This is a genomic window from Paenibacillus sp. P3E, from assembly GCF_001909045.1.
GTDB classification, from domain to species: Bacteria; Bacillota; Bacilli; order Paenibacillales; family Paenibacillaceae; genus Paenibacillus_AQ; species Paenibacillus_AQ helianthi.
Window position 1 is genome coordinate 72,056 of sequence record NZ_LVWH01000148.1, and the last position, 13,629, is coordinate 85,684.

Consider the following 13,629-nt stretch of genomic DNA (forward strand, 5'->3'; position numbering starts at 1 on the left):
GGGCTGTACCGACAACCGGAAGGTTGTTATTTTTTTCTCAAAAAGTGAGGATTTTCAGTTTTTCTTTCATATCTGATGGTTATGGACGCTAAGCAAGGGAACAGGGGGGAGATTCAGTTGAAGAGCATACAGGGCAAAACGATTATATTGGGGATTACCGGTGGAATTGCTGCTTACAAAGGGGCTGCCTTGACCAGCAAGCTTACGCAAAAAGGAGCAACAGTGCATGTGATCATGACGGCCTCGGCCAAGCAGTTCATTACCGAGCTGACGTTGCAGTCTTTGTCCAAGCAACGTGTTTACAGCGATACCTTTCAGGAGCGTGATCCGTCTTCGATTTCGCATATTGACCTGGCAGATTCCGCCGATCTTATTCTGATCGCACCGGCAACCGCCAATATCATCGCTAAAATGGCACATGGGCTGGCCGATGACATGCTGTCCACCACGCTGCTCGCAGCAACCGCTCCCGTTATGGTGGCACCGGCCATGAATGTACATATGTATCAGCATCCGGCGGTCCTCGATAACATCAATACGCTGTATAAGCGGGGAGTGAAATTTATCGAGCCTGGCGAGGGTCTGCTGGCCTGCGGTTATGTAGGGAAAGGTCGGCTGGAGGAGCCTGAAGCGATAGTGCAGGTGGTGGAGCAATTCTTTGCTCTACAACATGCTGCAGTAAACGGGCCTCTTACCGGGAAAAAAGTCATCATCACCGCTGGCGGTACGATTGAACGGATTGATCCGGTCCGTTATATTACCAATGATTCCTCCGGCAAAATGGGCTTTGCCCTAACCCGTGCTGCACGTGCAATGGGAGCCGAGGTAACGCTTATCGCAGCGCGCACGGATGAAGCACCTCCACAGGATCCGGAGATTCAAGTCGTGAGGGTGGAATCGGCTGCAGAGATGTATGATGCGGTGGTGAGCCGCTGGAAGGATTGCGATCTCTTGATCAAGGCTGCTGCAGTTTCGGATTACCGTCCTCGGCAGAGTGCCGACTCCAAAATCAAGAAGAGCGGAGATACGTTGACTCTTGAATTGGTGAAGACGACGGATATCCTAGAGAGCCTCGGAAAAACGAAGGATAAGCAATTTTTGATCGGTTTTGCTGCGGAAACAGGCAATGCAGAATTGTATGCCAAGGACAAGCTGGTCCGTAAAAACCTGGATCTGATTGTTGCTAATGATGTCGCGGCTGAAGGTGCGGGTTTTGGGACAGATACCAACATCGTAGCCGTCTATGATGCTAATGGCCTTGTGTTTGATCTTCCACAGGTCTCCAAAGACGAAGTCGCCCGGCAGGTCCTGCAGTTGGCGGCAGCGCGCATTGCCGGAGCAGGATCATAATGGAGATAGCCAAGGTCATTGTCGATGTTCCTGTACGCAGCACTGACCGGCCTTTTGACTATTTGATACCGGACTCGCTTAAGCTGTGGATCGAAGTGGGAAGCCGGGTGGCAGTGCCCTTTGGACACCGTACGGTGCAAGGCTTTGTCGTCTCGCTGGAATCTGGTGAGATTGGTGCAGTATCGGGATTGAAGCCCATTCAGGAAGTGCTGGACTTGCTTCCCCCGCTTTCCCCGGAGTTAGTAGAGCTAGGGGACTGGATGAGCCAAAGATATGCCTGCAGACGTATTTCTGCGCTTCAGGCGATGCTTCCAACAGCTCTCAAAGGTAAAGCTGAACGGCTTATTACGCTTGGTGATGCTGCAGAAGACAGCGGCGGCAGCACGGATGAGCTGTTCCCTTTGTTCCTGGAACTGGATCAGGAGGAGAGCCGGATTACTGAATTTGTGGGACGACATGGAGAAGTCTCTATGAAGCTTCTGACAAAGACCTTTCCTCAGGCTGCAGAAACGGTGAAGTTTATGCTCCGCCGCGGTGTATTGGCTGAGAGTCAGTCGATTAAGGATAAGATGGGCAAGAAGAAGCTGAAGGCAGTCGATCTCGCCATTGGACTCTCCGCAGCCCGTGAATCACTGGCCGGATTTTCGGCGCGTTCAGCCCGCCAAAAAGAAGTATTGTCCTTTTTGATCGAGATGGAAGCCATGCTGCCCATGCCGATGAAGGATGTATTGTCGGTTCTGCAGGTCACAGCCGGGACGGTAAAAGCGCTGGAGGATAAGGGGTTCATTGAGATCACTGAGATTGAAGTATACCGCGATCCTTACCAGGGGCGTGATTTCAAGCCCAGTGCTCCATTGCCGCTGACTGCCGAGCAGGAAGCGGTATATACGCGTATCGCATCAACCGTCGATGAGCAGCGGCATGAGGTGTTTCTGCTGCATGGGGTAACCGGGAGCGGCAAAACAGAAATTTACCTGCAGTGTATCCAGCGTTGTGTGGATCAGGGCCGCCAGGCTGTGGTGCTGGTTCCCGAGATTGCTCTGACCCCGCAAATGGTCGAGCGGTTCAAGGGCCGCTTCGGAAGCGGAGTGGCTGTGATGCACAGCCGGCTGTCTGTTGGTGAACGATACGATGAATGGCGTAAAATCCGCGAAGGCAAAGCAACGGTGGCGGTAGGCGCCCGTTCCGCAGTTTTTGCTCCGTTCGTGAATCTGGGTCTCATCATCATGGATGAAGAACATGAATCCTCCTATAAGCAGGAGGAGAATCCGAAATACCATGCCCGTGATGTTGCGGTCCGCAGGGCAGAACAGGGAGGAGCTGCAGTGATTCTCGGCTCCGCGACTCCTTCTCTGGAGAGCTATCATGCGGCCCGCTCCCAGAGCGATATTCATTTTTCGCCTGTTCTCTTGCATATGCCGAGCCGTGCGCTCGGCAATGAATTGCCTAAGGTGCATGTGACCGACATGCGGGAGGAGCTTAAGGAAGGGAATCGTTCGATGTTCAGCCGCCGGCTCCATGCCGCTCTGGAGAGCAGGCTGGAACGCGGGGAACAGACGGTGCTTCTCCTGAACCGCAGAGGTTTTTCCACCTTTGTGATGTGCCGCAGCTGCGGGTATGTGGCTGGCTGTCCCGAGTGTGATATTTCCTTGACCTACCACAGCCGCAGCGATAACCTTCGTTGCCATTACTGTGGTCATGCTGAACCTGCCCCTAAGCTTTGTCCGGAATGCGGAAGCGAGCATATCCGCTTCTTTGGTACTGGGACCCAGCGGGTGGAAGAGGAGCTGGGGAAGTTGTTCCCGGGTATCCGTGTCATCCGTATGGATGTCGATACAACCACAGAGAAGGGTTCGCATGAGAAGCTGCTGAACCAGTTCAGGGATAAAAAAGCCGATGTGCTGCTGGGTACGCAAATGGTAGCTAAAGGGCTGGACTTTCCTGATGTTACACTGGTAGGTGTAATCACAGCAGATTCTGCATTGAATTTGCCGGACTTCCGGGCGGCGGAGAAGACCTTTCAGCTGCTGACGCAGGTCGCCGGGAGAGCGGGACGCCACCAGCTTCCCGGCGAAGTAGTAGTGCAGTCGTATACACCGGAGCACTATTCCATAGTGCATGCCAGCGGACATGATTATCACTCCTTTGTGCGGGAAGAGCTGAAACACCGCCGGGAGCTGCATTATCCACCGTATTGCCGTCTGATTCTTGTTACGCTCTCCCACGAACAGCTTCCCGTACTGCTGCGGATGGCAGAGAATTATGCGCTGAACCTGCAGGGAAAGGCTCGCCAGCTACGCTGGTTCGGCAGTCTGGATAAGCTGTCAACCGATGCGCTCGATTTACTTGGACCTGTCGCTTCTCCGCTGCCCCGGCTAAAAGGCAGATACAGATTTCAATGCATTATCAAGTGGCGCGGCTCCATTGATGCGATCGGACTGGCCCGACAGGTGGCAGAAGAACTTGAGGATTCGGTAAGAGATACAGGACTTCAAATCAGCCTGGATGTAGATCCGCAGATGTTGATGTAATCATCAGGCATGTTACAATAGGTACGCATTGCAGAGAATTCTTAAATGCGAATATAGAGCTGAAGCGAGCTTAGATCGATTAGAATTAGATATACTATAGAAATGTTCAAGGACGGTGTGTTTGTATGGCTATAAGGCTGATCGTGAAAGAACCGGATGAAGTGCTGCACAAGACGGCAAAGACAGTGACGAAAATAACCCCGAATGTTCAAAAACTGCTGGATGACATGGCGGATACCATGTATGACGCGGAGGGTGTTGGACTGGCTGCCCCGCAGGTTGGCATTTTGAAACGACTTATCGTAGTAGATGCCGATGAAGAACATGGATTGATCCAGCTGATCAACCCGGAAATTGTCAGCATGGAAGGAGAGCAATTCGGACCGGAAGGCTGCCTGAGCATACCGGGTTTAAATGGGGATGTGCGCCGTGCAGAGACCGTGACTGTTCGCGGACTTGACCGTGAAGGCAATGAGGTAACAATCACTGGGAGCGGCTTGCTGGCCCGGGCGTTTCAGCATGAGATTGATCATCTTAACGGGGTGCTGTTCACGGATATTGCCGAGAAGGTGTATGAGTATATAGCTGAACACAGCGAAACTGAGGAGTGAAGGATATGAAGATAGTGTTCATGGGAACTCCGGCTTTTGCGGTGCCTTCTCTGCAAATGCTGCTGGAGCAGGGCTATGAGGTTGTCGCAGTTGTCACCCAGCCGGACCGCCCGCAGGGACGTAAAAAGACACTGACGCCTTCTCCGGTGAAGGAGGCGGCTCTGGCTCTGGGGCTGCCGGTCCTGCAGCCTGAGCGGATGCGGCGTCCTGAGGCCGTGGCTGAACTGGCAACCTATGAGCCGGATCTGATTGTTACGGCAGCGTACGGACAGATTTTGCCTAAATCGGTGCTGAATCTTCCAAAGTTCGGTTGTGTGAACGTCCATGGCTCGCTGCTGCCGAAATACCGGGGCGGTGCTCCAATTCAGCGCTGTATTATTAATGGGGAAAAGGTTACCGGCGTTACTCTGATGTATATGGCAGAAGGCCTCGATACTGGTGATATGATCTCGCGCGTAGAGGTTCCCATTGAAGATACGGACACCTCGGGAACTTTGTTTGAAAAGCTTAGTCTCGCCGGATGTGAGCTTCTCATGAACGAAATGCCAAGGCTTATCGTTGGCCGCGTGCAGGCAACTCCTCAGGATGATAGTGAAGCTACCTACGCTCCAAATCTCAGCAGAGATGATGAACGGATTGACTGGAATGCGAATTCGTTTGATATCTATAACCGTATTCGCGGGTTGGTGCCGTTCTCTGGTGCTTTTACACTTTGGAACGGAGAAACATTCAAGATATGGGCTGCGCATAAACCTGACGGGAACAGTGTTAATAATCAAGCAGTACCAGGTACGGTGCTTGCGGTGAGTGACGACGGTGTTGAAGTGGTAACTAGTGATGGTAGTCTGCTGCTTACCTCAGTTCAACCGGCAGGTAAAAAAGCCATGACTGCAGCTGACTTTAGCCGCGGTGCTGTGATGAAGCCCGGGACGGTGCTGGGTTGAGCGCGGGGAATGGCGGCACGGACCGCAAAAGACCGCAAGGGAAGCTTGACGGCGGTAACGGAGAGGCAAGACCAGCACGAAGCAGCAAAGGGAAAGGAAGCAACGGCAGGAATTCCCGGTCAGGTGCTCCGGGTACCCGGGCAGCCGATTCTGCCCGGGAAGTGGCGCTCGATATTCTTGTCCGTGTGGAGCAACAAGGAGCTTACAGTAATCTGCTGCTGAACAGCAGCTTGCAGAAGTCCACGCTTGGCCGTGAAGATACAGGACTGGCAACGGAGCTCGTATACGGCAGTATCTCACGGCTAATTACCTTAGACTATGTACTCAATGGCTTCGTAAGCAAAGGCATAGCCAAGCTCGAGCCTTGGGTCCGCAATTTGCTGCGTCTAAGCTTGTATCAGATCATGTATCTGGACCGTGTCCCGTCCCATGCAGCTGTCAACGAAGCGGTAAATATCGCTAAGAAACGCGGTCATCAAGGGATATCAGGAATGGTGAACGGGGTACTTCGGAGCGTGCTGCGTGCCGGAGAACTTCCGGTTTTGCCAGGGAATCTAAGCCGCGAAAAACGCATTTCCGTACTTCATTCCCATCCTTTGTGGATGGTAAAACAATGGGCTGCACAGTATGGGTTGGATGCCGCTGAAGCGATGTGTGCCGCGAATAATGAACCTCCAGCGTCCAGTGTTCGCGTGAATCTTACAATGATTACCCGCGATGCTCTGCTTGCGCAAATGGTTGAGGCAGGACTGGAAGCTTCTCCTTCCCAGCTTAGCCCTTATGGCATTATTATCAAGGGCGGCGGCAATCTTGCGCTCAGTTCCTGGTACCGCGATGGCTATTTGTCGGTACAGGATGAGAGTTCAATGCTGGTAGCTGAGGCAGTTGCACCTGGACCCGGCATGAGAGTGCTTGACTGCTGCGCCGCTCCTGGCGGCAAAAGCGCCCATATGGCTGAGCTGATGAAGGACGAGGGGTTCATTTATGCAAACGATCTGCATCCGCACAAAGCACAGCTGATTGAAGATCAGGCAAAGCGGCTTGGACTCGATAGCATTGGTACTGGCAGCAGTGATGCACTTCAGCTTGCGCAGAGGTTTGAGCCGGAATCATTTGACCGCATTCTGCTGGATGCACCTTGCTCAGGACTCGGAGTGATCCGCCGCAAACCGGATCTCAAATGGCGCAAACAGCCGCAGGATGTATCCAGCGTGGCTGCGCTGCAGGCAGAGTTGCTGCAATCCGTATCAGGATTATTGAAGCCCGGAGGGATTCTGGTCTACAGCACCTGTACAACAGAACAGGCAGAGAACAGCAGAATTGTAGCTGAGTTTCTTAAAAATAACCCCGGCTTTAGTTCTGTAACCTTTGACTCCCCTGTATGGGAAAGAGTCGGGGGGACCGCGCTATCCGAGGGAGAAGGAATTCAGCTGCTTCCTCAGCATTACGGCAGTGACGGTTTCTTCATTTCCCGGCTGCAAAGACTCTTGTAAAATAGCAGTTCCGTAAGACATTTTCCGGTCTCCCGCCCGCTGGTCTTTATGCGTGGCGGGCTTTTCTTTTACCGTCTCTGAATTTTGTGTTAAAATAGGAAGAATGAGAAATAATACGCATATCATTAAAAAGAATGGTTTGGTGCGTATTCTGATGAATTTCTATATCTTAAGAAAGTACAGGTGCTGAATCTAATGAAACCTTTAATATATGATTTTTCTCTGGAAGAGTTGCAGCAGTGGGCTAAGGATAATGGAGAGCCCGCTTTTCGCGGCGGCCAGATTTTTGACTGGCTGTACGTCAAACGGGTGAATGATTTTGAATCCATGAGCAACTTGTCCAAGGCACTGCGTGCCAAGTTGGAAGAACAATTCCGCATCACAGCTCTGACAGAGATCACGAAGCTGGAGTCCAAGGATGGTACTGTGAAATTCCTCTTTGGACTGCATGATGACCATGCGATAGAGACTGTTATTATGAAACACAATTATGGCAACAGCGTTTGTGTAACGACGCAGGTTGGCTGCCGGATCGGGTGTACATTCTGCGCCTCTACACTTGGTGGTCTTAAACGCGATCTGACCGCAGGCGAAATTGTGGCCCAGGTCGTCCGCTCCCAGCAGATTTTGGATAGCCGCGGTGAGCGGGTCAGCAGCATTGTCATCATGGGAACTGGTGAACCTTTTGAGAATTATGACGCTACTATGCGGTTCCTGCGTCTGATGATCCATGAGAAAGGCCTGAATATTGGACAACGGCACATCACGGTTTCTACCAGCGGGATCGTGCCTAATATATATAAGTTTGCAGACGAAGATACCCAGATCAATCTGGCCATTTCGATACATGCACCCAATGATACACTTCGGTCCAAGCTGATGCCGGTTAACCGGCGCTACCCCTTTGATGATGTAATTGAGTCCCTGCGCTATTATCAGGCTAAGACAGGCCGCCGGATCAGCTTTGAATATGCATTGATTGGCGGTGTTAATGACCAGAAGGAGCATGCAGAGGAGCTTGCAGGAGTGCTGAAGACTATGCTTTGTCACGTGAATCTGATTCCCGTGAATCATGTGCCTGAACGCAAATATGTAAGGACTTCTCGCAATGATATATTTGAATTTCAACGTATTTTGGCTGACCACGGTGTTAATGTAACCATCCGCCGTGAGCAGGGCCATGATATAGCGGCCGCATGCGGACAGCTGCGCGCCAAACATATGGAGTTGGGGTGAGGATATTTGATCAGAACAGTTCATGCCAGCGACATTGGCCGGGTACGTACCGTCAATGAGGATTCAGTCTGGATCGGCGTGACACGCAGCGGTTATACCCTCGGCATTATTGCCGATGGAATGGGCGGACACTTGGCTGGCGACACTGCGAGCCGTCTTGCTCTGGAGACAATAAAGAATGCCCTGGACGGGCTTCAGCCTGATCTTCCGGAGGAAGAACTTCAGGGTGCGCTCACTGCTGCCATTTATGAGGCCAACAGTGCAGTCCACAATGAGGCTTCCAGCGATGAGAAGTACCATAACATGGGTACGACTGTCGTTGTTGTTCTTCTGAAGGGTCCGACCGGATATATCGGCCATATCGGGGACAGCAGAGCCTATTTAATTAAGGATGGAGCAGCCGTGCAGTTAACCGATGATCATACGCTGGTCAATGAGCTGTTCAAGAACGGCCAGATCAGCCTCGAAGAGCTCGACAATCATCCGCGCAGAAATGTTCTGACCAGGGCGCTGGGAACGGATGCCGAGGTTACGGCTGATCTTGCACCTGTTCATCTGTCACAAGGGGAACTTTTGCTTCTGTGCAGTGACGGCCTGAGCAATTTCGTCAGCCAGGAGCATCTGGGCAAAGTGGCAGGAATTCATGAAATATCCCTGGAAGAAAGAGCGGACCGTTTACTTCAGCTGGCTTTGCTTGCCGGCGGTGGCGATAACATTAGCGTCGCTATGCTAGAACATCAAGGAGTGGCCGCTGTGCCCGAAACAAAGGAGTGGGATAAATGATCGGTCACGAATTGGGCGGCCGTTACCAAGTTATCGAACGGATTGGAGGAGGAGGAATGGCGCTCGTCTATAGAGCCCATGATATCCTGCTTAACCGGAACGTAGCGATCAAAGTTTTACGAAACCAGTTTGTACATGACGAGGAATTCATCCGCCGTTTCCGGCGGGAGGCGCAATCCGCTGCATCCTTGTCACATCCGAATGTGGTCAGTATATATGATGTAGGACAAGAAGATGAAATTCATTATATTGTTATGGAATATGTGGAAGGCAAGAACCTGAATGAGATTATTAAAGAACGTGCCCCGCTCCAGGTAGATGAATCTATCCGTATAGCATCTCAGATATGCGACGCGCTGGACCATGCGCACCAGAATCAGATTATCCATAGGGATATTAAGCCCCACAACATTCTGATCGGCCGCAATGGACGAGTTAAAGTTACGGATTTTGGAATTGCCCGGGCAGTTACGTCCACTACTATAACCCAGACAGGCTCTGTAGTCGGATCGGTGCATTATTTCTCGCCAGAGCACGCCAAAGGGGTAGCGACGGGGGAGAAGTCCGATCTGTATTCCTTAGGGATTGTCCTCTACCAGATGCTTACTGGAGTACTGCCTTTTTTGGGTGAAAGCCCGATCAGCGTAGCTTTGAAGCATTTGCAAGAGGAGTTTGAAGAACCCCGGCTTCTGAATCCGCTGATTCCGCAAAGCGTGGAGAATGTTATTTTAAGGTCTATGCGCAAGAATCCGGAGGAGCGGTATCAGTCCGCCAAAGAAATGCTAAAGGACTTGGAAACCTGTCTGCTGCCGGAACGGCGAAGCGAATCCAAGGCTCAGTTCCATGATGAAGAGGATGAGGACAGAACCCGTGTAATTCCGGCGATCCGGCCGATGCAGCGGGGGCTTAACAGCCGTGGTGGCGGAGAAGACCGGATGAGGCGTGATGAAGAAGAAGAAATGCCGCGAAGCTCCGCCAAACGGAAACGGGGACGTCCAGTGCTCTGGATCAGCCTTACTTTACTGCTTCTGCTCGCAATGGGTGGCCTGGTTTGGTATGTGAACGACAAGTTCGACGTAGGTGAAGTGGCGGTTCCTACGGTGACTGACATGTCCTTTGAAGCAGCCAAAGCGGAGCTCGCCAAGGTAGGGCTTACCGCAGAAGAACCACCAACAGAAGCATATAATGCAAATAAAGAACCCGGTATTGTATGGAAGCAAAGTAAAGAGCCGGATACCATGGTCAAAGAGGGCACTTCTATAGCTCTTACCGTAAGTATTGCCAAGGAGCTGCCTGCGATGATCGATTTAACGGGCAAACCTAAAGAGGATGCAGAAAAGCTGCTGATCGCAGAAGGTGTGGAACAGAGCCGGATTACAGAGGATCCACGCTTTAGCGAGGACTTTGCTGAAGGGCAGGTCATAAGCACAGAGCCGGCCACGGGTAGTCCTTACGATCCTGAGACAGCAACGATCAAACTGATTGTCAGCCAGGGACAAGAGACAACACCTATACCAGATCTCAAAGGACATACCAAGGAAGATGCACAGGCTATGCTGGAGGCAGCCGGTCTTGTTCTTGGTGAAGTTAAAGAGGAATCCAGCTTCTCTGACGAAAAAGGTATAGTCATAAACCAATGGCCTTATGAGAAAGGGGATACGGCTTCACCGGGTGAGAAGATCAATATTACGGTAAGCACAGGTTACCCTCCAGAAGCCTTGGAATATACGTTCAAAGTGCCGGTAGCCCCTTCGCTCGAAGGTAAAAAGACTAAAATCCGCATTATTTATGCTGATGCCCGCAAGGATGGCGAGAACCAGGAATGGGGAACCCGAACAATAGCCAAAAGCCAGAATCTGTCGGTGAATTTATTGCTTGCTCCCAATAAGGACGGCTCTATCTCTGTCTACCAGGATGGTGACTTCATCGCAACCTACACCATTAAATATTCAGACGCCAAAAATGGAACCGTACCTGATCCGGAGCCACCGGTTCAGCATACCCCTGAGCCGACTCAGGCCCCTACAGACGTCCCGGCTTCTGCCGATCCGACGGTAGAACCGGAGATTTTGCCTCCTTCTAATGGAGATGGCAACACTGGTGCAGGGAATCAGACCGGATTGACGACAGATAATGCCGGCAATGTACAGACAACTTCGAACAAAGACAAAGGTAAGGATAAGGGAAAAAGCAAATAAATGGATATAAGCTGCAGCAGTACAGAAGGTATTCCTGAGCTGCTGCAGCTGGCAGAATGACCCGGGAGCTTTTAGCAGACTTGGGTCATTTGTGCAATATCAGGAGAGGACGGCTCATGATGTATGCCTGAAGGAATTATAATCAAAGCATTAAGCGGTTATTATTACGTTAAGCCGCTCCGTGAAGGATTGATTGCTACTGAGGAAGAGGCTGTGCAATGCAGGGGGCGGGGAATCCTCAAGAAGAAAGGGATTGCTCCGCTTGTAGGAGACCGGATTAAATATGTTCTGACCGAAAATGGGGAAGGCATGGTCGATGAGCTGCTTCCAAGGGAGTCCGAGCTGATCCGTCCGCAGGTAGCCAATGTCAAACTGGCGGTGCTTCTATTCTCCGTACGCGAGCCGGACATGAACCTGAATCTCCTCGATAAATTTCTGGTTCACATTGAGCACTCCGGTCTGGAGACCCTCATTGTGCTGACGAAGCAGGATCTGGCTGACGATGAGGGAGAAGCTACAGCGCTTGTCAAAGCGCTGTACGAGCGCATTGGTTACGAAGTGATGGTCACCAGTTCGCTTACCGGCTCCGGCAGCGATGAGCTGCGGAACCGTCTGGCTGGAATGATCAGTGTCTTCTCCGGCCAGTCGGGTGTCGGTAAGTCTACACTGCTGAACCGCCTTGTCCCTGGCCTTGAACTCGAAACGGGAGAGATCAGTCTTCGATTAGGCCGAGGACGCCATACTACCCGCCATGTGGAGTTGATGGATATCGGCAACGGCGGTTTTGTAGCTGATACACCCGGCTTCAGCCAGTTGGATTTTCTGGAACTGGGCGTGGAGGAGTTGTCCACCTGCTTCAGGGAATTTGCTTCGTATGCTGAGAGATGCAAATTCCGCGGCTGCAGCCATCTGCATGAACCGGGCTGCCATGTCATTCAAGCTGTGAATACGGGTGAGATCGCAGGCAGCCGGTATGACCATTACAAGCTGTTTTACAATGAAATGAAAGATAAAAAGCGGAGGTACTAACCCTATGATAACAATCGCACCATCGATACTATCAGCCGATTTTGCCGCACTGGGTGCGGAGGTTGCAGAAGCCGAAGCCAGCGGCGGAGACTGGATTCATGTGGATGTCATGGACGGCCATTTTGTGCCGAATATTACCCTTGGACCCCCGATTGTAAAAGCAGTAAAAGCACACACAACGTTGCCGCTTGATGTCCATTTGATGATTGAGAATCCGGAGCGTTATATCCCTGAGTTTGCAGCCGCTGGAGCAGGCATTATTACAGTGCATGCCGAGGCTTGTGTTCATCTTCACCGAGTAGTGCACCAGATCAAGGAGCTTGGTCTAATGGCTGGTGTGGCGATTAATCCGGGTACACCCGCAGCAGCTGTAAGAGAGGTACTTGAGGATGTAGATATGGTGCTAGTAATGACTGTGAACCCCGGTTTCGGAGGACAATCGTTTATACCGCACACGGTGAAGAAGATCCGCCAGATCCGGGAATGGGCCCGGGAAGTAAATCACACCTCTCTGCGGATTGAAGTAGATGGTGGTATCGCCAAAGAAACCGCTCCGCTCGTTGCTAGAGCAGGTGCGGACGTTTTAGTGGCTGGAAATGCAGTGTTCGGACACAGTGACCGTGCTGCTGCGATCAAGGCCATTCGAGAAGCGGCTGAGGCAGCTCTGCGTTAAACGTAAGTGACACATTTGATCTAATGGTATAGGCCAAGTTACTGACGCATAAATATGGTTACATGAGCAGAAGCCTCATGTAGCCTTTTTTTGAATATTCGAAAGTGTATGTTCCGCTATAACCTTTAACTTTCTATTTTTTGAGAAACAAAAACACCGCCTCTTCCGGAGGACGGCAAAATCGTTTCTTCTTATTCAATAAGGGAGGTCTGCATTCGTTACGTTAGCGGCACGCCAGGAAAGTCTCCTACCGTACGGCATGAATTGATGGGAGGGTTAATGATGAAATTTTACACGTTCAAGCTGCCAAGATTTTTGGGAGGTTTTGTTAAAGCGATTTTGAACACGTTTCAGAAAAGTTGAAGACGGAATAGAAAAGAAAACATGAAAAAAAGCACCTTACATATGTAAAGGGTGCTTTTTGCTTCATATGAGATATCGCTAGGTCTTAGGATAATCCAAGACTAAACGCGTTCAACTTTGCCGGCTTTCAAAGCACGGGTGCTGACGTACACGCGTTTCGGTTTGCCGTTCACGAGGATACGGACCTTCTGAACGTTAACTCCCCAAGAGCGACGGTTGCGGTTGTTCGCATGCGATACATGGTTGCCGCTGCCCGGTTTCTTGCCAGTTACAGTACATTTGCGGGACATAGATTACACCTCCTTGTTACTTACACCTGCGTAAAACAATACTTAAATATAATATCACAGCAAAATTTGCTTCGTCAACCGCTTCAAAAACATTTATTTCTTTTGGCTCTTATAGTACAATATAAATT

Annotated in this window: 12 protein-coding genes; 11 read left to right on the forward strand and 1 reads right to left on the reverse strand. The window is 51.1% G+C overall.

Annotation, left to right across the window (positions count from 1 at the left end; translation table 11 throughout):
• The first annotated feature begins 117 nt into the window (after nt 1–117).
• The 11 genes from coaBC (at nt 118) to spoVM (ending at nt 13,211) form a co-directional block, all read left to right on the forward strand.
• Complete coding sequence (gene coaBC / locus A3842_RS12915) at nt 118–1,350, forward strand: bifunctional phosphopantothenoylcysteine decarboxylase/phosphopantothenate--cysteine ligase CoaBC (protein ID WP_256701684.1); 1,233 nt, start codon at nt 118–120, stop codon at nt 1,348–1,350.
• Nucleotides 1,350–3,881 (forward strand): primosomal protein N', encoded by a 2,532-nt coding sequence (gene priA / locus A3842_RS12920; RefSeq protein WP_074101678.1) that lies wholly within the window; start codon nt 1,350–1,352, stop codon nt 3,879–3,881. Before coaBC ends, priA begins: the two co-directional genes overlap by 1 nt.
• 125 nt (nt 3,882–4,006) lie before the next feature.
• On the forward strand, nt 4,007–4,492 hold the full coding sequence (def, locus tag A3842_RS12925; protein WP_074101679.1) for a peptide deformylase: 486 nt from the start codon (nt 4,007–4,009) through the stop codon (nt 4,490–4,492).
• Nucleotides 4,493–4,497: 5 nt separating this feature from the next.
• A complete protein-coding gene (fmt, locus tag A3842_RS12930) occupies nt 4,498–5,436 on the forward strand; it encodes a methionyl-tRNA formyltransferase (protein ID WP_074101680.1) in 939 nt (312 codons plus the stop codon).
• Nucleotides 5,433–6,929: a 16S rRNA (cytosine(967)-C(5))-methyltransferase RsmB gene (gene rsmB, locus A3842_RS12935; RefSeq protein ID WP_083609572.1), complete on the forward strand. Its 1,497-nt coding sequence runs from the start codon at nt 5,433–5,435 to the stop codon at nt 6,927–6,929. Before fmt ends, rsmB begins: the two co-directional genes overlap by 4 nt.
• Nucleotides 6,930–7,124: 195 nt before the next feature.
• Complete coding sequence (rlmN, locus tag A3842_RS12940) at nt 7,125–8,165, forward strand: dual-specificity RNA methyltransferase RlmN (RefSeq protein ID WP_074101681.1); 1,041 nt, start codon at nt 7,125–7,127, stop codon at nt 8,163–8,165.
• Nucleotides 8,166–8,171: 6 nt separating this feature from the next.
• On the forward strand, nt 8,172–8,948 hold the full coding sequence (locus A3842_RS12945) for a Stp1/IreP family PP2C-type Ser/Thr phosphatase (protein ID WP_074088601.1): 777 nt from the start codon (nt 8,172–8,174) through the stop codon (nt 8,946–8,948).
• Complete coding sequence (pknB, locus tag A3842_RS12950; protein WP_074101682.1) at nt 8,945–11,146, forward strand: Stk1 family PASTA domain-containing Ser/Thr kinase; 2,202 nt, start codon at nt 8,945–8,947, stop codon at nt 11,144–11,146. The genes A3842_RS12945 and pknB overlap by 4 nt, the downstream gene beginning before the upstream one ends.
• Nucleotides 11,147–11,269: 123 nt before the next feature.
• Complete coding sequence (rsgA, locus tag A3842_RS12955; RefSeq protein ID WP_074088603.1) at nt 11,270–12,175, forward strand: ribosome small subunit-dependent GTPase A; 906 nt, start codon at nt 11,270–11,272, stop codon at nt 12,173–12,175.
• A 4-nt stretch (nt 12,176–12,179) separates the two neighbouring features.
• Complete coding sequence (gene rpe, locus A3842_RS12960) at nt 12,180–12,848, forward strand: ribulose-phosphate 3-epimerase (RefSeq protein ID WP_074088604.1); 669 nt, start codon at nt 12,180–12,182, stop codon at nt 12,846–12,848.
• Between the two features lie 282 nt (nt 12,849–13,130).
• Nucleotides 13,131–13,211: a stage V sporulation protein SpoVM gene (spoVM, locus tag A3842_RS12965; protein WP_020431362.1), complete on the forward strand. Its 81-nt coding sequence runs from the start codon at nt 13,131–13,133 to the stop codon at nt 13,209–13,211.
• Between the two features lie 101 nt (nt 13,212–13,312).
• Here the strand turns inward: spoVM and rpmB are convergent, their stop codons facing one another.
• Nucleotides 13,313–13,501, reverse strand: coding sequence for a 50S ribosomal protein L28 (rpmB, locus tag A3842_RS12970; RefSeq protein WP_019911441.1), 189 nt, complete (start codon nt 13,499–13,501; stop codon nt 13,313–13,315).
• Between the last annotated feature and the right edge of the window lie 128 nt (nt 13,502–13,629).